The organism is Paenibacillus sp. FSL H8-0048 (assembly GCF_038002825.1).
In the GTDB taxonomy this organism is placed as follows: Bacteria; Bacillota; Bacilli; order Paenibacillales; family Paenibacillaceae; genus Paenibacillus_AQ.
The window spans coordinates 2,663,014-2,684,997 of the sequence record NZ_JBBODF010000001.1 but is presented as its reverse complement, the minus strand read 5'-3'; the positions used below and the strand labels follow the sequence as shown (position 1 = coordinate 2,684,997).

The following is a 21,984-nucleotide window of genomic DNA, read 5'->3' as shown; positions in this document are numbered from 1 at the left end:
AAGACCACCAAAGGAGAAACCATAATGAATACAAATAGAGAGTACACTAATCCGCTTGTCGAACAGCGTGCAGATCCCTGGGTATACAAGCATACCGACGGCTATTACTATTTCACTGCTTCTGTGCCGGAATATGACCGGATTGAAGTACGCAGAGCGTTAACGATTGAGGGGCTTCGGGAAGCACAGCCGGTAGTGGCCTGGCGCAAATATGAGAGCGGCCCGCTCAGCGCTAATATCTGGGCACCCGAAATTCATTACATGGACGGCAAATGGTATATTTACTTCGCGGCGGCCCGGACCACGGAGACGAAGGAAGGGCTGTTCGACCACAGGATGTATGCCTTGGAGAATACTTCAGCGAATCCGCTGGAAGGGGAGTGGACCGAGAAGGGGCAGGTGAGAACCGCCTGGGAATCCTTCGCGCTGGACGCTACAACGTTCGAGCATAGGGGCGTGCATTACTATGTATGGGCGCAAAAGGACCCAGAGATTGACGGGAACTCCAATCTGTATATCTCAGCCATGGAGAACGGCTGGACGCTTAAGGGTCCGCAGACGATGATCTCTTCGCCTGAGTATCCTTGGGAGGTCATCGGCTTCAAGGTAAACGAAGGGGCTGCCGTGCTGAAGCGGGGCGGCCGGATCTTCATGAGCTTCTCGGCCAGCGCCACCGATCACAACTATTGCATGGGGCTGCTTACCGCAGATGAGGACAGCGATCTGCTGGACGCTGCATCCTGGACCAAGCATCCCGAGCCGGTGTTCCAGACCAGTGAAGAGAACGGGCAATACGGCCCGGGCCATAACAGCTTCACCGTGGATGAGCACGGCGGGGATGTGCTGATTTACCATGCCCGTAACTATAAGGAGATCACCGGCGACCCGCTCTACGATCCGAACCGCCATACCCGCGCCCAGCGCCTGCACTGGAACGCGGACGGTACGCCGGATTTCGGCGTGCCGGTGAGGGATGGCGTGAAGTAGGGCGGATTTCAGCCGGGAAGAGAGTGGGATAACACGAAGAACTGCGGACATCTGTTGAAAGCCGCTCCGCAGGCGGGCTACCGGCTGCATAGAGTGAAAGGCAAAGAGTCCCGCAACCCTTGGAAGGGGAGCGGGACTTTTGGTGCTGAGCAGCGGAATCAGGATAAGGAGACGGAGGTGCGCTGTAACAGTACTCTGCTGTTTGTACAGGATTTCCGAGCTGGCGGCTTCCATTTAGCCGCATTGTTGCACTAATTGCAGGATTTATCTAAATTTGTTACTGGCTATGGCGCATTGATGCAACTTTTGCAGGAATTCGGACGATAAGGTGCTAGTTGGGCTGACATTGTTGCATTTCGTGCAGGATTTCCGGTTAGGCCGCTTCCACTGAGCAGCATTGTTGTAGTTTGTGCAGGATTTCCGAGCTGGCAGCTAGCGGCTACTGCAAGTACGCTCCTATTTGTCCCCTAGAGGAACCTGAATAGTGTGTCTATAAAACTTAATATAGTGAAAACCATCCATCTGCAGGAATTCCGGTCTCTCTGGTGTCTGGAAGGAATAAGTGCGTTCCCGCAGGATGTTGCCATTCTTCAGGTCCCAGGGCCGCGAGTCGGAGATGGAGGATACAGGCACAGTCGTTCCACCGGCCTGAACCGCTAAGCTATCCTTATCCAGACTGGTGAATTGTCTCCCGGCGATCACGATATCATAGCCGCCGGCAGTCCTGGTGACACTTCGAATCCAGAGCTTCTCCTGACCGACCGTAACGGAGTGGTCTGAGGGCGAGGCCAGCGGGATCGGCTGCCCGGCCTTCTGGTATCCGCTGAAGTTATCCAATACAAGTTCAACACTCTGCAGCTTGTCTGTCGGCAATGCATCATATTCAATCTGAAACTCTGCGACACCCGTTTTCTCATTGATACCCGACCTCATGGACAGGAAATTCGTTTCAATTCCATTGACATATAGTTTGGTTGCAGCAGAGAATCGCGGATGTTCCCCGTTATCCATCTTATAATGTCCTTTTACAATGGTTGACGTGGGGGAAGCCGTAATCGTGTCATAGTATACGGTTCCTTGATCCACCGGAACGGCTTGATGAATATCGGCGACCAGGATACTTTTCATGGCAAGGTTCGGGTCATATTTGAAGGAGACGGGAAATTGAATTCTTTCTCCGGTGGTCAGCTTTGCAATGAGATTCACAGTCAACTTCCTGGAGAAAGGGCTGACCGGCTCAAATTTGTATACTCCTTCGAACCCTGTCTTGTCCGGGTTGAAATCTCCGCTGCCTCCGGTAGGAGCAGAGTCCGTAAACAAGCCTTTAATATTGCTGAAGGAGTAATTGGAGAAGTCCGTCTCCTTAAACACCTGGCCGGGCGGATACTGTATACTGTAATGCATCAGCAGGTTATTGTCGTCTGCGATCACATCTTTGACCGTGAAGATGGTCCCGTCCTTAAGGGTTTCACTTTGGTTGACCGTTTGTCCGTAGCCCTGCTTAACCACTTCAGCAAAGTTCAGTGTACTCAGATCACTTTGACTGAACAGCTTTCCGCCGTAATAAGCCAATACCGGATACTGATAGACCCCTACCGTCAGTACCATAGCTGCGGCAGCTGTGGCGGCCCAGGTCCGTGCCCGTCCAGCCCGTGATTTCCGTCTAACCGGAGCCTGCTCCAGCGCCTTCCGCAATCTGCCTTCAAGTTCTGACGGCGTCATGGTCTGCTGATGCTCCTGTAATCTCTCCTCGATCGTTCTCATAACGGTCACCTCCAATCATAGCTTTTAGCTTCTGTATTCCCTGCGAGATTCTGGACTTGATCGTGCCGACTGGCGCTTCCGTAATATCCGCTATGGTCTGATACGGCAGATCGTGGACATAACGCAGCTCAATCGCTTCCCGCTGCCGGGGATTCAGCTGCGCGAGCAGAACGGACAGATCCATTTCGGACTCGGTATAGCGGTACGGGTTATCTGCAGTCCATGCCTCAAGGGAAGGCTCCAGCACCTCGTTCTCCTCCAGGGGAACGAACCGGTTCTGGTTGCGGAGGACTGTTTTGCAGCGGTTGACCAGAATGGTTTTGCTCCAGCTGTAGAAGGCCTCGCGCTTCTTCAGTTGCGCAAGCTTCTCATAGAGAGTGACGATCATATCCTCCATTACATCCATCGCGTCATGCTCATTCCTCATGTAGCTATAGGCAAGACGATAATAAGCGTCCTGTTCGACTAGGATTAGTTCTAACAATGCTTCTTTGTTGCCGCGCTGTGCGGCTCTGACAAGACGGCTTATATTCATGTGCTCACCCCTTTCACAGATAAGAGTGCGTAGCAGCCCGGAAAGTTCATTATGCTCCCAAAAAAAATATCCACAGCCTATTCAGAGAAATCGTTAGTCTCTGGAAGGGCTGTGGAGGGAGCGAAGAAGAGGCTGGAGCTGACGGATGCGCTCATGCTCATTCGTAGAACAGCAGGCGCTTGGCATAAGCGTTGCGGAACCCGGTAGGAGTGAGGCCGACAATTTTTTTGAACGATTTCATGAAGTTATGACAATCCTTATAGCCTAGCTGCAATGAGACTTCACTGACGTTCTGGTTGGTGTCGGTCAGCAGGAATTTCGCCAACTCCATCTTCTGCTGCAGAATATATTGCTTCAGGGAGATCCCGGAAATGACAGTGAACAGATGGGAGAGATACTTCTCGTTATAGCCGAAATAGGCGGCGATCTGGGATACCTTAATATGCTCACTGCGGCTCCATTTGATGTAGTCTACAATATCGTGGTAGAGCTGCTCCTGCTTGGTTCTTTTGAACGGATCGGCATCGGTTGGAAGGGTCTGGCTGTACAACTCGCACAGAATAACGGTAGACATATAGTTACCCAGCACCGTCTGATTATAGCTCCGCACCGAATCCTGGAGCTGCTTCATCATGACGATGATTTTCTCCACATTCCGCAGAGTTCCGAATTGGGGCAGGTGAATTACATATCCTTCTTTATCGTCAGTTAACGGAGCAGGGCCCGCAGTCTGACTGCCGTTCGCAGCATGAAAATGCAGCCAATAAAAGCTACAGTCCGAAGACTTGTACCCGTATTGTCTGGTAAGCGGAGGCAGGAGCAGGAACTCGCCTTTGGACACGGCGAACTGCTGGTTGTCACCCGCCAGGTACAGCACGCCTTCGGTCATAACGATCAGCTCATAATCCTGCAAAATCCGGCTTAAGTGAATCCACTCCGCTGAGGGGGCCACGAATTTGCCGGTCATCTCCAGATGTACAGGCTTATCTACCAGCAGTGTGAACGCAGTCATATCATCATCCCCCGGGTACGGAAATAGTCTTATCCTATTACCATATCAAATAAGGGCTATCTTGAATACAGCAGAAGCTGCATCCGAGATAACCCCGGGCGGTACAGTATTGGTATACTGCTAGAAGCTATTCTTTCACAATCTGAAGCTTATATTCCTGCACCGTAACATGATCCTCCGCCTTAACCGTGAGATTCACCTCAGTACGGCTATGCGGCAGCTTGATTTCGCGCGGAAGTGAATCCTCGATCAGAATTCCGTCTGCATAGACCAGTGCATTGTGATGATGTGGTGTAATGTTCAGCTGTACCTGGCTTGCTGTTTGCGGAACGCTCAGGCTATACGTGGTTATGCCGCCGCTGAAGGAGGTGGACAGCGTTCCTTCACTGAAGGCAAGCTGGCGCAGTCCGGCATTGTGATCATAACCGGTCATCATGCGCAGCAGGTCGAAGATGCCGTTTTCCTTCTCCGGAACCGTGAACTTGACTTCCACCTCAGTCTTGCCGCCAACCGCTTCAGCAGGAATCAGATAACTCCGCTCGTAGAAGCTGCGGGCTTCATCCGTATGCAGCACCTCGCTCGCAATCAGCTCTCCGTCTACATAAATCGCTATTTTCTTACCATTATTTCCTGAGAAATAAGTGACTGAGAGATAGTTGTCCGAACGAGGCGCCACCTTCATCCGGTAGCTGAACCAGCCGCCATTCTCCGCTTTGCGGATGTTATATCCGTCCCATGTGGCTACGGAGGTGTTCTCTCCCTCAATGCCATGCTCCAGCTCATACTGGTCATTGCCGACTGGGAGGCTGTCCAGTGTAGCGTCCTGTACACGCTGCCGGATTTTCCCCTGTAAAATGTGCTTCTGCAGCTCAGCCGAATCGGCCTCGACCAGCCGCCAGTAGATGCCGTAACGCTCACTGTGCTGCTTATAATGCGGAGTGAAGACCAGCCGCTGATCCTCATCCGTTCCCCGCAGCGCAAAGGCCAGTTCATCCTGCTCCAGCCGGACTGCGCGGTCCGCAAGCTGCGCCAGCCACTCCTGCGGGCTCTCGTTCACCGTCGTGATGAAGTCCTTCACCAGCATGTTGCGGGTTGGGACACTTACAGCAACGCCTGTAGCGGATACAGACAGATCACTCTGGCCCAGAGCAGTGCTCAGCACCACCGGTCCATACTTGAATGCGACCACCTGGCGGGCATCCGGCAGGCTGAAGTGTGCGAGCTTCATCGGCAGCTTGAGCTGCAGCGTGTCGCCGTCTTCCCATACTCTGTCCGTCAAGAGGTAGCCTCCGCTGATCTCTAAGTTCACAGGCTGCCCGTTCAATAGAAGCCCGGGTTCTCCGGCCAGCCAATCCGGCAGACGGAGCTTCAGCGTGGTGGACTGAGCTTGAGGCTGCATTACTGAGATTTTGAACTCTACAGTATCGCTATAAGGCAAGTTGGCCGACTGGATCAGCATCAGGCCGTGCGCGGCAGAGTCCAGAGTAGAGCTGAAGTACTGGTTGACCACAATGCTGGCCGCATCCTGGAAATACAGGCTGTCATTCAGCTTGGTGAAGCTCTCCATGCCGGTGCCCGTACAGCACCAGAAATGCTCGAACGGCGAGCTGTACACCTTGAAATACCCGGTCGCCATGGGCTGGAAATACATCGTCATCCCGGTATGCGGGTGCTGTGACGACACAATGGCGTTCAGATAGGTGTTCTCGTAGAAGTCGGCGTAACGGGGATCTCCCGTGATTTTGAACAGCTCGCGGGTCAGCTTGAGCATATTGTAGGTGTTGCAGGTCTCCGCTGTGAAGTTGGAGCGTTCCCGGTCCAGCATATCCGGATCGCCGAAGTGCTCCCATTCGCTGTTCCCTCCGGTGATGTAGCTGTGATGATGGACAACCATCTCCCAGAACTGCACCGCCGCTTCCAGATAAAAGACTTCGCTCGCCCCGAGCGTCCGGTAACGGTTCAGCGCACCGAGGAATTTCGGAATCGTGGTATTGGTATGCTTGCCCTTGAGAATATCCTTGCCCTCATGGACTGGAGTGAAAAGCGTCAGCTCGTCGAAGCTATGCGCTGCGCTTAAATGGCCTGCCTTTCCGGTAATTCTGTACAGGTCGTACAGGCAGTCATTCATCCCCCCGTATTCCACCGATAACACACGCTGATGAACCTCTTCAGACCAGGAGGCTGTGCGGCGGTAGACCCAGTCACCGAGCTTATCCGCCAGATCATAGGCCGTCTTACTGCCGGTGGCAGAGTAGGCCGAGGTGAGTCCGGCGATGATTTTGTGCATCGTATACCAGGGAACCCAGGCCGGCTGCTTGTTCTCCACATTATCGAAAAGGCGTTCCCCGAACGCGGACAGGTAACCGCTCTCATGCTGGCACAGGGCCAGCTCCTCCAGAAGATAGTCCAGCCTGAGCGCCAGCCCGTTATCCCGCGTACAGGCATAGGCCTGGGACAGCGCGGACAGATAGTGGCCCAGCGTGTGTCCGCGGATCTCTGTGTTCTCCCAGCCGGGATATTTGTCGGCACGCTTCGGCAGTCCCCGGTTCTCGCGGAAGCCCGCCAGCAGGCGGTCCGGATCATAGCTGGTCAGATAATCAATCTCCTTGGCAAAGGCGTTTGCGATATACGGATCGGACACACGGACCTGGTCCATGCGGTATTCCTCATACAAGGGCTTACCCTGAATCGGGGCCGCCAGCGGCTGATGGGGTGTAATTGTCATTTTGCATCCTCATTCCTATGGATTCTGTAGGGTTACTGCTGGATCAATATCCTATATTTAAGCTTATAGATAAAGGGCTTGGGGGTAAATAGTGATAGGATTGAATATGTGTGAAAAGGTTAGATTTCACAGAATGAGTCTGCGGACGGAACAAAAGAACAACAAAAAAGCCACAACCGCTGCTGGGCAACAGGTTATGGCTTGAGGTTTTTATATGGAAGGGATTAAAATAGCAACTCTCTTATGGAGTGTACTGCTGCACGATCGATACAATCTGGCCATCCTTGATCGTGATGTGATAAGGGGAACCGCTAAGATCAAATACATCCGTCTTGGCGAATTCATGTATGAACTTCTCCAGTGTGAGCGACTCGTTCCAGTTCGTATCCAAGTCTTCAAGCTTGCCGGTGTGGTCATAAATCTGCATGGTAACCTTGGCATCCGGGGCTACTGTATAAGTAGTCAGCGTGTCGCTGTCATTCACGATATAGTAACCGTCCGGGGCACCGCCGATTTCGGCTGCGGATTCCGGCTCCCGCTGGGCGAAGATAGCATCCGCGGCTGCGCCTTCATACCATTCGATCTCATCCCCGGTAAGGGTCGTCTGACCGTTATGATTCTCTAAGGAATGTATATACACCGTCAGATGCTGGGTTGCCCCGTCACTCTTGGCATCAGCGGTTTTTATCGTTGTGCTTGCCGTAGTCACGAGGGAAAGGAACAACAGGACCAGAACAGGAAGCAGGTAGACGTTTTTGTTTTTTAACATTATGAATTTCCCCCTTGGCTTAATCTTACACGGCATGAGTCTACACTCCTTATTTACCCTGCCGGCATATTCTCAAACTTGTTTATACCCTAATAAACGTTGGTTCAGCAGAAATGTTGCAACTATTTATGTATTGCTTCTTTCCAGGGCATATTAGGGCTTATTAAGGTATACACAACATGAGGCGAAAGGATGACTGGCCGTGAAGGAGATTTGGCAAATATACCAGACCGATTGGCTCAGGCTGTTCAAAATCCCCGTTGCTCTGCTGCTTATCGCGGCGCTTGTTATTCTGCCTTCCATCTATGACTGGTTGAATGTGGCGGCGGTATGGGACCCCTACAGTAATACCTCCGGTATAAACATCGCGGTTGCCAGTCTGGATCAGGGCGCAGAAGTCAAGGGTACCCGCTTCAATATCGGGGCAGAGGTGCTGGACAGTCTGCGGAGCAATAAGAAGCTCGGCTGGCGGTTCACCAATGCGCAGCAGGCGGTGGAGGGGGTGCGGCGCGGCGATTACTATGCCAGCATCGTCATTCCTCCGGAGTTCTCGGAGCGGATGACCGGTATTCTGAAGGGGAAGCTGGAGAAGCCTGAGCTTGAGTATACCGTGAATGAGAAGATCAATGCGATTGCGCCAAAAATCACGGACAAAGGCGCATCCACCGTCACCGCGCAGATTACGGAGCATTTCACCAAAACGCTAAGCAGTACAGTGCTGACCTCCCTGTACGGAATCGATAAGGAGTTCCAGTCCGAGCTGCCGGCTATCCGCCGGGTGGAGTCCGGCCTCTTCAGGCTGGAGGCGGAGCTGCCGGAGCTGGAGAAGGCCAGCCGGCTGGTGCTGAAGCTCCAGCGGGACTGGCCGGAGATCTCCACCTCGGCCGCGCGGATTGCCGGACTGACCGCAAGGCTGCCGGAGGTGGAGCAGGCGGGAAAGACGGCAGAGGCGATTGACGGGCATTGGCAGCAGATTACGGACGCCGCCGAGCAGTTGAACCAGCTGCAGGACAAGCTGCCGAAGCTTGAACGCGCCGCTCTGCTCGTGTCGGAGCTGGATTCGAACTTCGGGAAGGTGGACCTTGTGCTGGGCCGGGCCATGGACCGGCTGGAGCAGGCCCGGTCCGTCATCGCGGCGGCGGCCCAGGCTCTTCCGGCGGCGGATCGCCTGGCCGCCGCAGGCAGCAGCTTCGGGCTTAAGCTGCAGCAGTTCCTGGACAGGAACGCCGCCGCCTTCGCGGCTGTCCCGGAGGTGCTGCAGCAGCATCTCTATCTGCTGCAGCAGGCCGGGGACACGGCGGTCCAGTGGGCCGCGCCCTCTGACGCCGCGCGGCTGCCGCTTGCTTCGGCCCGGCTGTCAGCCGCTGCCGAAGGGCTTGCCCATACAGGGCGGATGCTCGCCGCCGTGAATGTCCTGGCGCCCGGCACTGCGGGCGCCGGGGATCTCCACGCCATCGCGGCGGCGCGGGAGCTCTACCGCAGCGCCGCCGATCAGGCGGCGGCGCAGGCGGCACAGCCCGGGACTGCCGGGCTGCAGCAGGTCCGTGAGGCAGCGGCGCAGGCGGCAGCTGCCCTGGACGGGATCATCCCGCGCTACAACGCGGAGATGATGCCTGCGCTGGGGCAGGCGCTGGGCAGGCTGACCGCCGATACGGGGCAGGCCGCCGGGGCGCTGCAGCAGGTTCCGCAGCGGCTGGAGGCGCTGGATACCGTGCTGGATGAAGCGGGGGCTGTCATCCGGTATGGACAAGACGGTCTGACCGCGCTTGCGCAAGAGCTGCCGGCGGTCCGCGAGCAGGTGCACGGCGCAGCGGCCAATCTCACGCAGAAGATGGCGCAGCTCCATAATCTGTTCGCGAACGTGCTTCCGCGCGTTCAGGCGGAGCTTCCCCAAGTGGGCGGGCAGATTCACGAGGTGGCCGAATACTCCAGAAAGGAGCTGCCGGCAGCGGAGGTGAAATTCCGCAGGGCAGCGGATGTGATCACGACCGGATTGCCGCAGGCTGGTCAGGGCGTGAACCGTGCTGCAGCCTGGGTGCGCAGTGATCTGCCTGCACTGATCGCCTCTGTCCGGCACGGGGCAAAGGCGCTGCGCGGAATCAAGCAGGAGGTGGACCTGAAGGAGGTAGCAGAGCTGCTGAGCGGCAATATTCAGGGCCAAAGCGATTTTTTGGCCAATCCGGTTGTGCTGCGGCAGCAGAACTTATATCCAATTCCCAACTACGGGTCAGCGATGACCCCGTTCTATGTCGTATTGTCCCTGTGGGTGGGCGGCACTCTGATGATCTCGCTGCTGCGTACCAGCGTAGATTCCGGAGGGAGGAGCTACCGCAGCTATCAGGTCTATCTGGGGCGTCTGTTGACGTTCCTTACAATAGGTATACTGCAGGCGCTGGTAGCCGTGCTGGGCAATATTTTTCTGCTGGGCTGTTATGTGGCTGACCCGGTATGGTTTGTTCTGTCTGCTGTGCTTATCAGTCTCGTCTTCGTGACGATCATCTTCACGCTGGTCTCCGTATTCGGCAGCATCGGCAAGGGGGTGGCTATCGTATTCATGGTACTGCAATTCTCCAGCTCCGGCGGCACCTTCCCCATCAGCACCACCGGGCACGTATTCCAGGCGATTAACCCGTATATGCCCTTTACTTATGCCATCAGTCTGCTCCGGGAAGGGGTTGGCGGCCTGCTGCCTGAGGTTGCGGTCCGTGATGCGCTGCTGCTGGCGCTATTCGGCGCTATTGCGCTGCTCCTGGGCCTGACGCTTCGCAAGCCCTTGCAGGGCTTCATCCGCAGAACAGCTGCGAAGGTGGAGAAGTCGAAGCTGATTTCTTGAAGGAAATGGGGATATATAACAAAAATTCCGTCTTTGTCAACCACTTTTGAACCGTTCAAACCAGATTGACCTGCCTAATTAAGGGATTTATGATATAGGAATATCTGGATTTTTACTAGAATATCTGGTTCTTGAGGGGCGGTATTGGTTTGCAACAGCACACTACAATTCAAACAGAATTGGCTGCTTTTCTTAGAAAAGAAGGCCAGACAATCAATCAGTTCGCAGGAATCTCCGGTGTCAATTCGGGTACGCTCAGCAGCATTATCAATGGTAACCGTCCTATTGCCATGCAGCAGCTGGACCGGATTACCGCCGGAATGGGGCTTCCTGAAGGAGCATTTTATGAGTTATATATAGATGAATGTGTGGTGCATTCCGCACCCGACTGGCGGCGGCTGGGACCCTTCCTGCACCGCTGTGCAGAGCTGGACAAGCTGGAGTGTATCCGGCAGGTGGTTCAAATCATCATGGACACTATTACATATGCCCCGCTCCTGTTCGATACGGCGGAGGAATTCTACGGGCAAGGCAAGCTTCAGGCAGCGGCTCTGCTGTATGAAGGGGTAGCCGACAGTGAGAAATATCAGCATTCGGAGCGGCTGGCCCTGTGCCAGTACCGGCTGTTCACGATCCGGACCGGTCAGAGCCCGGAGGCGGACTTCCGCGCGGCGACCCGGTTTGAATATTTCGTAGAGCGTCTGGAGGAAATAGACCAGTTGGAAGCGCTTCGGCAGCTCGCGGATATTTATATTGCTCTACAGCACTGGGAGAAGGCCAGACTATTGGCAGAGGAGCTGCGCCATAAGACATCTATCCAGTATGAAATCAGATTTTACAAAACCAGAAAGAAGAAGGAGCTAAGGGAAGCGCCCCAACCTCTTTGCTTCTATATACTGTATGCTTACTGGCTGCAATCCAAGGTATGCGAGGAATCGGGTGAATATGAGCGGGCACTGGAATATGTCGGCCTCTACTCTGAAATGAGCTGGATTGTCGAAGAATCGGCAGAGGTTGAGCAGATCAGAGACCAGTTCAGCAGGCTTGGTACAGTCTATGCATGTCTTTACCGTATGATGTGCGGTGAACTTGAGGTTCTTCCTGAGGTTGTGAAATATATCGGCACCCCCGCGCTCGGACTGCTGGACGGGCTGCTTAAGACAGTTCAGACAGCTAACCGGTATGGCTGGGAGGTAGATGAGCTTATCAGCCGTTTCCAGCCGCGGCTTACGCCGGAGGGAGCGGCCTTCGGGCAAGCTGAGGGAACTCCGGGCAGAGAGACGCCGGATCAATATCCGGTACTGCTCTATGAGCTGGCGGTGTACTCTCTCAAGGCAGAGAAGACAGAGCAGGGGATACGATACATCTTCTGGAGCCTTGAGGCTTCCGCCGCACTTGGCAGCATAGACTGTGTGATCCGCTGCGTAAGATTATTCGAGCAATTCCGGACGTATGCTTCAGCAGAGGATCAGGAGCGGTATAAGCAACTAATTAATAGGGTGCAGGTTGCTCATGCTCAGCAGACAGTTAAGACACAGGACCGGTTGTAGAATGCCGTAGTTCGTATGCAAGAAGCCCCTTCCTGGATGGAGGGGGCTTCCTTTGCATGGCCGAATGTATGCGAAAAACCGATTATAATGTGCCAGATGATGCTGTGCGGACCCAATGTAATCGAAAAACCGATTACAATGCGCCGGAGGGTGCTGTGCGGTCCAAATGTAATCGAAAAACCGATTACAATGCGCCGGAGGGTGCTGTGTGGTCCAAATGTAATCGAAAAATCGATTACAATGCGCTGGAGGGTGCTGTGCGGTCCAAATGTAATCGAAAAACCGATTACATTGCGCCAGATGATGCTGTGCGGACCCAATGTAATCGAAAAACCGATTACAATGCGCTGGAGGGTGCTGTGCGGTCCCAATGTAATCGAAAAATCGATTACAATGCGCTGGAGGGTGCTGTGCGGTCCCAATGTAATCGAAAAACCGATTACAATGCGCTGGAGGGTGCTGTGCGGTCCAAATGTAATCGAAAAACCGATTACATTGCGCCAGATGATGCTGTGCGGACCCAATGTAATCGAAAAACCGATTACATTGCGCCAGATGATGCTGTGCGGACCCAATGTAATCGAAAAACCGATTACAATGCGCCAGATGATGCTGTGCGGACCCAATATAATCGAAAAACCGATTACATTGCGCCGGAGGGTGCTGTGCGGACCCAATGTAATCGAAAAACCGATTACAATGCGCCGGAGGGTGCTGTGCGGACACAATGTAATCGAAAAACCGATTACAATGCGCTGGCCGCAAAGCCGTTTACACTCCACCTCGCCCACACCCGTCTCTTCCACGCCCCGGTCCAACCACGCCCCGGTCCAACCACGCCCTGGTCCAACCACGCCCCGGTCCAACCACGCCCCGGTCCAACCACGCCCTGGTCCAACCACGCCCCGGTCCAACCACGCCCCGGTCCAACCACGCCCCGGTCCAACCACGCCCCGGTCCAACCACGCCCCGGTCCAACCACGCCCCGGTCCAACCACGCCCCGGTCCAACCACGCCCCGGTCCAACCACGCCCCGGTCCAACCACGCCCCGGTCCTACCGCGCCCCGGTCCAACCACGCCCCAGTCCTACCACGCCCCATCCCTACCCGCACCCCGTCCCTATCTAGCCGGTGCGAAGCCGGCGACCTCGCTAAGAATGTCATCGATTGCCTTCAGCGTATCCGGCTGAAGCACCGCGTCCACAGCCTGCGTATTCTCAAGCACCTGCTCCGGTCTGCTGGCACCGATCAGCGCCGAGCTTACGCCGGGCTGGCGCAGCACCCAGGCCAGGGCCAGTTGTGACAGCTTCAGGCCCTGCTCTGCGGCAAGCTTATCCAGCTTGCCGACCACCTCCAGCACATCATCCCGCAGGTAGCTGCGGATGACGCCGTTCACGGAATCATCCGCGCCGCGCGTACCGGCCGGCGGGAGCTGACCGGCCTTGTATTTGCCGGTCAGAATGCCCTGGGCCAGCGGGGAGAAGACCACCTGTCCCAGGCCTTCATGGGCGGATACTTCAAGTACCTCGTTCTCGATATACCGCTCGAACATGTTATAGATCGGCTGATTGGCGGCGAGCGGCCGCAGGTTCAGTCTGCGGCTGATGCCAGCCGCCTGCGAGATCTGGGCCGCGCTCCATTCGCTGACGGCGGAGTAGAGGATTTTGCCTTGGGCGGTAAGATCATCAAGGGCGCGGAGCGTCTCCTCCACAGTAGTGTCCTGATCGAAGCGGTGGCAGAAATACACATCGATATAATCCGTGCCAAGGCGCCGCAGGCTGGCTTCGCATTGCTCCATAATATGCTTACGCGAGAGCCCGCGGTCATTGACGCCGTCGCCCATCGGGAAATATACCTTGGTGCTGAGGACATAATCGGAACGCTTATAAGGGCGGAGTGCGGCCCCGATGGCCTTCTCGCCTTCGCCCCGGTTATAGGCATTGGCCGTATCGAAAAAATTGATACCGCATTCAAAAGCGCTCGCGACGCACGCATCCGCCGCCTGCTGTTCTGCCGCTGTTCCATACGTAAGCCAGCTGCCAAGTCCGATTTCGCTGACTTTCAGCCCGGTATTGCCCAGTCTTCTATATTTCATATTCTCTCAATTCCTCCTTCAAGGTAAGGGGTTTCCTTCCAGTGCTTTAATTCGTCAATTGGTGAAGGACCACAGCACACGCACCGGTGGCTACAGAACGCTCACCCAGTCTGCTCCGGGTGAAGCGGACGTTATACTGCTCCCGGTAATAGGTTCGCTCAAGGGCGGTCCGTGTGGCCGTTTGGTAGAAATCATCTGCTGCAAGGAACAGCGGCCCGCCGAGAATAACCTCCTCGGGATGCAAAATATTGATCAGGTTCGCCAGCCCGATGCCGCAGTACACCGCCATTTCGTTGAACAACCCCACCACAACAGGGTCGCGCTCCTTAAGCGCTTCGATCAAGTGGGCGAATTCCAGTTCTCCGGCATGCCCGGCCAAGCTGCGGAGCCTGCCGCTGCTGCCCTGCCTCCATGCCTCACGGGCTTGTTCTTCCAGGGTGTGGACCGAGACATAGCTCTCCCACGCCCCGGCATTGCCTCCCCGAATCTGCGGCGGCCGCCCCGAGCCCTCGATGATCATCTGTCCGACCGCTCCCTCGGTATCAATGATGCCGTAGAGCAGCCGTCCATCGTTCATAATGGCGGAGCGCAAGCCGATTCCGGCATGGAGATAGAGGAGATGCTGCTGCATCCGGTTGCTGCTGGCCCAGTATTCGCCAAGCAGAGCCGTATTGGCTCCATTATCCAGATAGACAGGCACCCCCAGGCGCTGCTCCAGCTGCTCCTTGATATGTACCTGCGACCAACCCTCTGCAGGGAAGCGGGCCGGATTCAGGATGACTCCGGCTGTACGGTCCAGCGGACCGACTGCGCCAATGCCAAGTCCGGCGACCCGGCTGAGCTGGACGGAGGCTGCGTCAAGCATCTGCAAGGCTTGTCTGTGAAGCGACTCCATCAGCAGCCCGGGGGTAAGCCCCGCGTCCATGCTCCAGGTATATTCGCCCAGCAGCCGCAGATGAAAGTCCGTAAGCACAAGCTTGGCATGCGTACGGGAGATCTCCAGTCCCAGCAGATAAGCGTAAGACGGATTCGTCTCATAGAGGGTAGGGCGGCGTCCTCCGGTGGATTCGCCGAAGCCGACTTCAACCAGAAGCTCCCGGGACAGCAGTTCGTCCAGTATACGCGTTAAGGTGCTTATCGTCAGTCCGCTTTCTTCCAGCAGGGTCTGCTTGGAGACGGTACCGTGTGTTCTTACGGTGAGGTAGATTTCCCTGGCTTTGGGATTGGCGATGATTTCGTGAATGAGCAGCACGGACGATTCTCTCCTTATGATGTACTAGACCTGTTTTTACAATGACATAAAAATCAGGGGGCCGCAACTATCACAAGGAGAGAATACAAGAGGAGCCTAACCGGGGGAGGCATAGTGCGGATTGCCGGAGCGCGCATGCGTGTAGAAGCGGGCGCTGCTCAGGGAGACTGGGCGTGGGCTAGAGCAGTGCCTTGAAGGAATGGCGGATCACATCGCCGCGGCTGATGATGCCGACCAGCACATGGTTCCGCTGGACGGGAACCTTTTTGATCTGCTTTTTGCCGAGGATGGTAGCGATGGCTTCAATGTCTTCTTCGGCGTGCACCGTGATGACCTTCTTCTTGGCGATAGCCATTACGTTCAGACCCAGCAGCTTCTGCGCCCGTTCCTCGAACAGATCATTATCCCCGACGAACACATTAATCTGGAAAAAAGAATCCACGATCAGATCCTCATGCCTGCCGATATAGCGCATGATATCCCCGTCGCTGAGGTAGGCGACAATCTCGTTGCGGTCATTGACAACTGGCATGCCGCTGATCCGGTGGGCAATACATTTCTCAATAAAAGTCCTTACGGTGTCTTCCTGCTTAACCTTATACACCTGACGGACCATGAATTCATGGGCTTTCATAACGGTTCCCCCTGAAATTAGCTTTTGCAGAAATAAGTTGTATCATGAAAGTATATACTTGTATTATACAAGCGAAAAGAGTAAAGTCAATGAATAAAAGAGAAGAGGGGCGCCCGGCATGGACAAACATTCAATTGAGACAATAGAGCTGGAAATGGCGGTTCTGTTCCGCCGTCTCACTTCCATTACCACGTTCAAAAAAATCGGCAATCTGGATCGTGCGGCCTATCTGCTGCTGCATCATATTGAAGCTCGCGAGGGAACTGCCGGAATCAAGGCAATCTCCGATGAGTTTCAGCTGGATATTTCTACGGTCAGCCGGCAGGCTGCCTCACTGGAGAGCAAGGGGTTCATCACCCGGGTACCGGACCCTGTGGACGGGCGGGCCTATTCGCTGCAGATTACGGAGACGGGCCAAGCAAGTCTGGAGGAGAACCGGCAGGTCCGGCAGGAAATGATCGAACAACTGCTAAAGGGCTGGTCGGAGGAGGAGGGACAGCTGTTCGGGGAGCTGCTGCTGAAGTTCAATGCAACTTTTCTGGAGGAGAGCTGATGGGGCCCGGAGTAATTCTATTGTATTTTGTACATCAGATGATGCAAAAAGGGCTATATTTGCTTTGCCCCGGTTCTACCGTATTAAATGCATTCGCCTCCTTCTTGATCCTGTGCGAGTCTCTGGAAGCTCCGGGGACTATCGCAGCATAAGGGCCGTCCACAGTGTGACTTCACACTGCAGACGGCCCTTTGCATACTATTCAGACAGGCGGAGCAGGCTTCAGGCAAAGCCTGCATTCCCGCTCATCCCCACCCACAGCGGGGATTGTTCCAGACAAGCGGCGAGCTGCAGTAGCAGATCCTCGCGTCCCTTGGAGGCCATAACCTGTACGCCGATCGGCATTCCTTCGGCAGTAAGGTGCACCGGCATGCTCATGGCAGGCTGGCCGGTCAGATTGGCGAGCTGGGTGAAGGGCGTGTAGGTCAGGCTCGGCTCGAACATCTCGTAGATCATCCGCCGCTGCGCTTCCTTCGGCAGCCCGCTGACCTGCATCAGCTTCTCTGTCTCCGCCGCGGTCTGGGTCAGCTCACCAATCTTCGGAGCGGAGTCCGCATTGGCCGGGGTAATATACAGATCGAAGCGGTCCATCAGCGCGGCCATCTGCGCAGCGGCTACATCCCATTCGTGCAGGCTGTGCACGAACTCAGCCGCCGAGACCTGCTTCCCGGCTTCGGCCAGCACCCAGGTGACAATATCCACTTCCTCTGCCTTAATTGCACGGCCCATGGCGCTCTCCAGTGAGAGGAACATGGCGGATACTTCTCCGGCGTTCATCGTATAATAGTTGTCCATCAGCCGGACCCCGTTGACCGGGCTCAGCTTCTCTTCCACCTCATAGCCCTCGGACTCCAGCCACTTGACCGTCTTCCGCACGGCCTCTACCGCCTCAGCGGATACCGGTGTTCCCACCGGCGAAGCGGTGGTGAAGGCGATCCGCAGCTTCCGCTGCGTGGGCTTCAGCAGATCGTCCAGGTAGACGCCCGGATACAGCGGCGTCTGAAAAGCCGCTTCCGGCTGCACCACCTGCAGCAGATCCAGCATCGCGGCGCTGTCCCGCACAGAGCGCGTCAGCGCAAAATCAATCGACGCGCCCTGCCACTGGCGGCCGATTCCCGGGCCGACCGGCGTGCGCCCGCGCGTCGGCTTCAGCCCGAACAGGCCGGTGAACGAGGCCGGTATGCGGATGGAGCCGCCGCCGTCACTGGCTCCGGCGGCCGGGACGATCCCGGCGGCAACCGCTGCCGCCGCACCGCCGCTGGAGCCGCCGGGTGAACAGGCGGGGTTCCAGGGATTGCGGGCCGGGCCGTGGAGAAGAGGCTCGGTGATGTTTTTCAGCCCGAATTCCGGCGTATTCGTATGGCCCAGCGGAATGAAGCCGCCGCGCCGGATACGGGCCACATAGTTAGAGTCCCGCTTCGCGACATTGTCCTTCATCAAGAGAGCGCCCGAGGTCAGCGGTTCGCCGCTAACCGCCTGGGAGATATCCTTCAGCAGGAAGGGAACGCCGGCGAACGGACGGGTGGTATCTCCGGAATCAAGGGTCATCTCCGCAGCCTCCTTCAGCGCGGCCTCCCGGCGGGTGCGTACCACCGCATTCAGCAGCGGATTCACCTTATCCATCCGCGCGTAGGCAGCTTCCACAAGCTCACGCGCAGTGACCTCCCGTGCCTTCACTAGGGCGGCAAGCCCCAGGGCATCATAACCGGAATAAGCAGACAACGACATAGGTATAACCTCTTTCTGGCAGGAACAGGCAGGCTACTTAGCATTCAGGCTATAGCTGCAGTCTCGCGCATAATATATTGCGTTATAAGGAGGGCAGAGACTTTTCAAATGCGATCTTCTGTCAGGTATTGTTTGACCGGGGGAGGGGTGTAGTCTGCCATCTGGCGCAGAATGCCCTCCGGAGTTGTATCGTTCAGCATGATGGAATGATGCTTCTCCTGCATGAATTGTTCCCGGGCCATGTTACTGAACAGGGCAATCAGCGGATCATAATAATGGTTCACATTCAGCAGCCCGCAGGGCTTCTGATGCAGGCCGAGCTGGGCCCAGGTGAAGATCTCGAAATACTCCTCCATTGTGCCCGGGCCGCCCGGCATAGCAATGAATCCGTCCGCCAGCTCCGACATCTTAAGCTTCCGTTCGTGCATAGAGTCCACCATAATCAGCTCTGTCAGACGGGTGTGTTCGATTTCCCTTTGCTTCAGAAAATGCGGCAGCACCCCAATTACACGGCCTCCCGCCTGCATCACGCTATCTGCAATAGCACCCATCAAGCCTACAGTAGCTCCGCCATAGATCAGCGTAATGTCGCTTGCGGCAAGCTCCTTGCCGAGTAGAATAGCGGATTCCTTGTATACGGGCGAAGCTCCTTCACTGGAGCCGCAGAAAACAGCTATACTCTTCATAAGCTGCTGACTCTCCTTTGCCAAAGTTTGTGTAGCTATATCCAAGATACCACACGAGCCCCGGCGGTTGAAACTGCCTGCTGAACGCTTGAGAGGATATTACTATACGTGGAAGGAAAGAGTAGAGAGTATGAGCTGCTGCAACAACTATAGAAGGAGACGATCTTTATGCCGCTCAAACCATATGGAGTGTTAAAAGGCACCATCATAAAAGGCATACCTGCCCTCCCTTCAGGTAACCGCACTGCGCATTATCAGGCAGGGGTCCAGGCTGCCGGCAGAAACTACACAGCGGCAATCAACGTTCTGTCCAGGCAGAAGCCTTCGGAGCTGTTATATCTGGTGGGAGATCAGTTCAGAGCGGAGCAGCTTACCCATCTGCAGAGCCTGGAAGACGGGGTCACGATCATTGACGAATCCAACCGCGAAGACCTTGCCTTGGATTACATCCGCGGGGGATTGTTTGATCCTGCCAGGATGATCGCCCTTCCCTACCACGCAGACGGTCCGGATAATGACCTGAATGAGAAGGTCGACACTTACCTTCGGCGGGCCATCACAGATCAGACAGCGACCATCTATATATACGGCGAAATGTTCCCGGGCGGCGTTCATGACATTCATATGAATCAAGGCAACGTTGAAAAATATAAAGCAGACGACGGGATCTGGCAGGATGGCGGAATAGTGATTCATTTTGGACGGGACAACAAATGGCAGGGGCTGTTCCTCGCCTTCCAGTCACAATCCTGGTGCACCGATCCCCGAGGCCATAGGGTGCGTCCGGCCAGTGAATGCAATCATCTCACGCCGGTGGCCGCCAGAGCGTTCAGATCCGGAGGATAGCCGGCAGATGCATTGACAACCATTTTAGAAGCGGCTATACTTTCTGTAATCTTATAGTTGGTATACGTTGAACGAGCCAGTAGCAGCCTTGTCCCTGTTCCCAGAGAGCCGGGGGTCGATGGAACCCGGTACATACAAGCGGACTGCGAATTACGCCTCGGGAGTATCTTGGGTAATGCCAAGCGGAGCTAAGCGAACGATAACTCGCCTGAGAGTGGTACGGACCTGTGCGCAATATGGGGTCTGTGCAATTTGGGTGGTAACACGGTTAATACTAATCGTCCCTGTGTCTGAATAGACAAGGGGCGATTTTTTGTTGTCTGTGCAGTTTGCTGGCTGGATGCGTGGCGGACCTTCAGCTTCTGAGGCTGATGCGGCTTTGCTGCTGCTTTTTTGACGGATACCAAGCGATATAGAATAATCACTTACACAAAAGGGGCTGTACATGTTGAACATTATCGACGAGCTATTGTGGCGCGATGCCATTAACCAGCAGACAGATGCGGACGGACTGCGTGAATTGACGGAGAGTAAGGCGGTATCGCTGTATTGCGGCGTGGACCCGACGGGCAACAGTATGCATATCGGCCATCTGATTCCATTCATGATGCTACGCCGCTTCCAGCTGGCCGGCCACCGTCCGGTGATTCTGATCGGGGGAGCTACGGGAACCATCGGCGATCCGAGCGGACGCCAGAGCGAGCGCTCTTTGCAGACGCTGGAGCAGGTGCAGGAGAACGTAGATGCGTTGACCGCCCAGATGAAGAAGCTGTTCATTACCGATGGCGACAATCAGGTGCGGATGGTGAATAACTACGACTGGACCAAGGATATGAATGTCATCGAATTCCTGCGTGATATCGGCAAAAACTTCAGCATCAACACGATGCTGGCCAAGGACGTAGTAGCGAGCCGCCTGGACAGCGGGATCTCGTTCACAGAGTTCTCATACCAGATTCTGCAGTCCATTGACTACCTGCATCTGTACCAGCATGAGGATGTGCAGCTTCAGGTCGGCGGCTCGGACCAATGGGGCAATATTACCAGCGGCCTGGATCTGATCCGTAAAAAAGAGGGCAACGAAGCCAAAGCCTTCGGTCTCACGATCCCGCTCATGCTGAAGGCCGACGGCACCAAGTTCGGCAAAACCGCCGGCGGCGCCATCTGGCTCGATCCGAAGCAGACCACGCCTTACGAGTTCTACCAGTTCTGGGCGAACACCGATGACCGCGATGTGGTCAAATACCTGAAGTACTTTACCTTCCTGAGCAAAGAGGAGATCGAAGCGCTGGAGGAGAAGGTAGCGACCGAACCGCATAAACGCGAAGCGCAAAAAGCGCTGGCTGAGGAAATGACCCGCTTCGTGCACAGCGAGGAGCTGCTGGAGCAGGCCAAGCGCATCAGCGCAGCGCTGTTCAGCGGCGATATCCGCTCGCTGACTGCGGATGAGATCGAGGAAGGCTTCAAGGAAATGCCGACCTTCACAGCAGGCAAAGAGACCAAGAACATTGTAGACTGGCTGGTGGAACTCGGCATTGAGCCGTCCAAGCGCCAGGCGCGCGAGGATATTACCAAAGGCGCGATCTCGATCAACGGCGAGCGCGTGAATGAGCTGGAGACGGAGATTACAGCCGAAGACGCCATCGGCGGCAAATTCATCATCGTCCGCAAAGGCAAGAAGAACTACAGCCTGGTGAAGCTCGTCTAAGCGCAGGCTGCCGGGTGATGGATTGCGGAAGGCGAGTAAGCGGGCCTGAAGTTGAGCCAGATCCGGAGCGGTGTTAGGCTGGAGCGAGGCTGAGGGTGAACTGGCACGTGGTTGATGGTGGCCAGAGTGAGCTTAGTTGAGCTAGAATGAGATAGAGATGAGTGTGATTTAGCTAGGTGAGCTAGAGTGAGCCGTATGGCATAGGGTGAGCAAGGTGGGCCAGAGTGAGCCGTATGGCATAGGGTGAGCAAGGTGGGCCAGAGTGAGACAGATGACATAGGGTGAGCTAAGTGAGCCAGAGTGAGGC

The 21,984-nt window shown here is 55.5% G+C and carries 17 protein-coding genes; 6 read left to right on the top strand and 11 right to left on the bottom strand.

The window, feature by feature from the left end; translation table 11 throughout:
• Positions 1–24 precede the first annotated feature (24 nt).
• On the top strand, positions 25–987 hold the full coding sequence (locus NSU18_RS11465; protein WP_341019678.1) for a glycoside hydrolase family 43 protein: 963 nt from the start codon (positions 25–27) through the stop codon (positions 985–987).
• A 456-nt stretch (positions 988–1,443) separates the two neighbouring features.
• Here the strand turns inward: NSU18_RS11465 and NSU18_RS11460 are convergent, their stop codons facing one another.
• From NSU18_RS11460 to NSU18_RS11440, 5 genes are all read right to left on the bottom strand, one after another.
• Positions 1,444–2,751 carry a DUF4179 domain-containing protein gene (locus NSU18_RS11460; protein ID WP_341149063.1) on the bottom strand — a complete coding sequence of 436 codons (1,308 nt, stop codon included), beginning with the start codon at positions 2,749–2,751 and terminating at the stop codon, positions 1,444–1,446.
• The gene (locus tag NSU18_RS11455) at positions 2,690–3,286 is read right to left on the bottom strand and encodes a sigma-70 family RNA polymerase sigma factor (RefSeq protein ID WP_341149062.1); all 597 of its coding nucleotides are present in this window, start codon (positions 3,284–3,286) and stop codon (positions 2,690–2,692) included. Before NSU18_RS11455 ends, NSU18_RS11460 begins: the two co-directional genes overlap by 62 nt.
• A gap of 157 nt (positions 3,287–3,443) precedes the next feature.
• The gene (locus NSU18_RS11450) at positions 3,444–4,298 is read right to left on the bottom strand and encodes an AraC family transcriptional regulator (RefSeq protein ID WP_341019682.1); all 855 of its coding nucleotides are present in this window, start codon (positions 4,296–4,298) and stop codon (positions 3,444–3,446) included.
• A gap of 127 nt (positions 4,299–4,425) precedes the next feature.
• Positions 4,426–7,023 carry a beta-L-arabinofuranosidase domain-containing protein gene (locus NSU18_RS11445; RefSeq protein WP_341149061.1) on the bottom strand — a complete coding sequence of 866 codons (2,598 nt, stop codon included), beginning with the start codon at positions 7,021–7,023 and terminating at the stop codon, positions 4,426–4,428.
• A 241-nt stretch (positions 7,024–7,264) separates the two neighbouring features.
• The gene (locus NSU18_RS11440) at positions 7,265–7,792 is read right to left on the bottom strand and encodes a hypothetical protein (RefSeq protein WP_341149060.1); all 528 of its coding nucleotides are present in this window, start codon (positions 7,790–7,792) and stop codon (positions 7,265–7,267) included.
• Between the two features lie 202 nt (positions 7,793–7,994).
• Between NSU18_RS11440 and NSU18_RS11435 the strand changes: the two genes are divergently transcribed.
• Both NSU18_RS11435 and NSU18_RS11430 read left to right on the top strand, forming a co-directional pair.
• A complete protein-coding gene (locus NSU18_RS11435) occupies positions 7,995–10,625 on the top strand; it encodes a YhgE/Pip domain-containing protein (protein ID WP_341149059.1) in 2,631 nt (876 codons plus the stop codon).
• A 149-nt stretch (positions 10,626–10,774) separates the two neighbouring features.
• Positions 10,775–12,175 carry a transcriptional regulator gene (locus tag NSU18_RS11430; protein WP_341149058.1) on the top strand — a complete coding sequence of 467 codons (1,401 nt, stop codon included), beginning with the start codon at positions 10,775–10,777 and terminating at the stop codon, positions 12,173–12,175.
• Here NSU18_RS11430 and NSU18_RS11425 read toward each other — a convergent pair.
• The 4 genes from NSU18_RS11425 to NSU18_RS11410 all read right to left on the bottom strand — a co-directional run bounded on the left by NSU18_RS11425 (position 12,142) and on the right by NSU18_RS11410 (position 16,156).
• Entirely contained in the window at positions 12,142–13,221 is a 1,080-nt protein-coding gene (locus NSU18_RS11425; RefSeq protein ID WP_341149057.1) for a hypothetical protein, read from the bottom strand. The genes NSU18_RS11430 and NSU18_RS11425 overlap by 34 nt on opposite strands.
• Before the next feature lie 74 nt (positions 13,222–13,295).
• Complete coding sequence (locus tag NSU18_RS11420) at positions 13,296–14,270, bottom strand: aldo/keto reductase family protein (protein WP_341149056.1); 975 nt, start codon at positions 14,268–14,270, stop codon at positions 13,296–13,298.
• A gap of 46 nt (positions 14,271–14,316) precedes the next feature.
• The gene (locus NSU18_RS11415; protein ID WP_341149055.1) at positions 14,317–15,522 is read right to left on the bottom strand and encodes an ROK family protein; all 1,206 of its coding nucleotides are present in this window, start codon (positions 15,520–15,522) and stop codon (positions 14,317–14,319) included.
• Positions 15,523–15,700: 178 nt separating this feature from the next.
• The gene (locus tag NSU18_RS11410) at positions 15,701–16,156 is read right to left on the bottom strand and encodes a CBS domain-containing protein (RefSeq protein ID WP_341019693.1); all 456 of its coding nucleotides are present in this window, start codon (positions 16,154–16,156) and stop codon (positions 15,701–15,703) included.
• Positions 16,157–16,274: 118 nt separating this feature from the next.
• Between NSU18_RS11410 and NSU18_RS11405 the strand changes: the two genes are divergently transcribed.
• Positions 16,275–16,709, top strand: a complete 435-nt coding sequence (locus NSU18_RS11405; protein WP_341019694.1) for a MarR family winged helix-turn-helix transcriptional regulator — start codon at positions 16,275–16,277, stop codon at positions 16,707–16,709.
• 222 nt (positions 16,710–16,931) lie between these two features.
• Here the strand turns inward: NSU18_RS11405 and NSU18_RS11400 are convergent, their stop codons facing one another.
• On the bottom strand, positions 16,932–18,437 hold the full coding sequence (locus NSU18_RS11400; RefSeq protein ID WP_341149054.1) for an amidase: 1,506 nt from the start codon (positions 18,435–18,437) through the stop codon (positions 16,932–16,934).
• 104 nt (positions 18,438–18,541) lie between these two features.
• Positions 18,542–19,123 (bottom strand): LOG family protein, encoded by a 582-nt coding sequence (locus NSU18_RS11395; protein WP_341019696.1) that lies wholly within the window; start codon positions 19,121–19,123, stop codon positions 18,542–18,544.
• A 168-nt stretch (positions 19,124–19,291) separates the two neighbouring features.
• Here NSU18_RS11395 and NSU18_RS11390 point away from each other — a divergent pair, with 168 nt between their 5' ends.
• Both NSU18_RS11390 and tyrS read left to right on the top strand, forming a co-directional pair.
• Positions 19,292–19,969, top strand: a complete 678-nt coding sequence (locus tag NSU18_RS11390; RefSeq protein WP_341149053.1) for a YukJ family protein — start codon at positions 19,292–19,294, stop codon at positions 19,967–19,969.
• A gap of 448 nt (positions 19,970–20,417) precedes the next feature.
• Positions 20,418–21,677: a tyrosine--tRNA ligase gene (gene tyrS, locus NSU18_RS11385; protein ID WP_341151029.1), complete on the top strand. Its 1,260-nt coding sequence runs from the start codon at positions 20,418–20,420 to the stop codon at positions 21,675–21,677.
• Positions 21,678–21,984: the final 307 nt, after the last annotated feature.

Coding starts and splice junctions, on each gene's coding strand:
- NSU18_RS11450 (WP_341019682.1), bottom strand. CDS start 4,298: ATGACTGCGTTCACACTGCTGGTAGATAAGCCTGTACATCTGGAGATG.
- NSU18_RS11395 (WP_341019696.1), bottom strand. CDS start 19,123: ATGAAGAGTATAGCTGTTTTCTGCGGCTCCAGTGAAGGAGCTTCGCCC.
- NSU18_RS11465 (WP_341019678.1), top strand. CDS start 25: ATGAATACAAATAGAGAGTACACTAATCCGCTTGTCGAACAGCGTGCA.
- NSU18_RS11390 (WP_341149053.1), top strand. CDS start 19,292: ATGCCGCTCAAACCATATGGAGTGTTAAAAGGCACCATCATAAAAGGC.
- NSU18_RS11455 (WP_341149062.1), bottom strand. CDS start 3,286: ATGAATATAAGCCGTCTTGTCAGAGCCGCACAGCGCGGCAACAAAGAA.
- NSU18_RS11445 (WP_341149061.1), bottom strand. CDS start 7,023: ATGACAATTACACCCCATCAGCCGCTGGCGGCCCCGATTCAGGGTAAG.
- NSU18_RS11420 (WP_341149056.1), bottom strand. CDS start 14,270: ATGAAATATAGAAGACTGGGCAATACCGGGCTGAAAGTCAGCGAAATC.
- NSU18_RS11405 (WP_341019694.1), top strand. CDS start 16,275: ATGGACAAACATTCAATTGAGACAATAGAGCTGGAAATGGCGGTTCTG.
- NSU18_RS11410 (WP_341019693.1), bottom strand. CDS start 16,156: ATGAAAGCCCATGAATTCATGGTCCGTCAGGTGTATAAGGTTAAGCAG.
- NSU18_RS11440 (WP_341149060.1), bottom strand. CDS start 7,792: ATGTTAAAAAACAAAAACGTCTACCTGCTTCCTGTTCTGGTCCTGTTG.
- NSU18_RS11400 (WP_341149054.1), bottom strand. CDS start 18,437: ATGTCGTTGTCTGCTTATTCCGGTTATGATGCCCTGGGGCTTGCCGCC.
- NSU18_RS11460 (WP_341149063.1), bottom strand. CDS start 2,751: ATGAGAACGATCGAGGAGAGATTACAGGAGCATCAGCAGACCATGACG.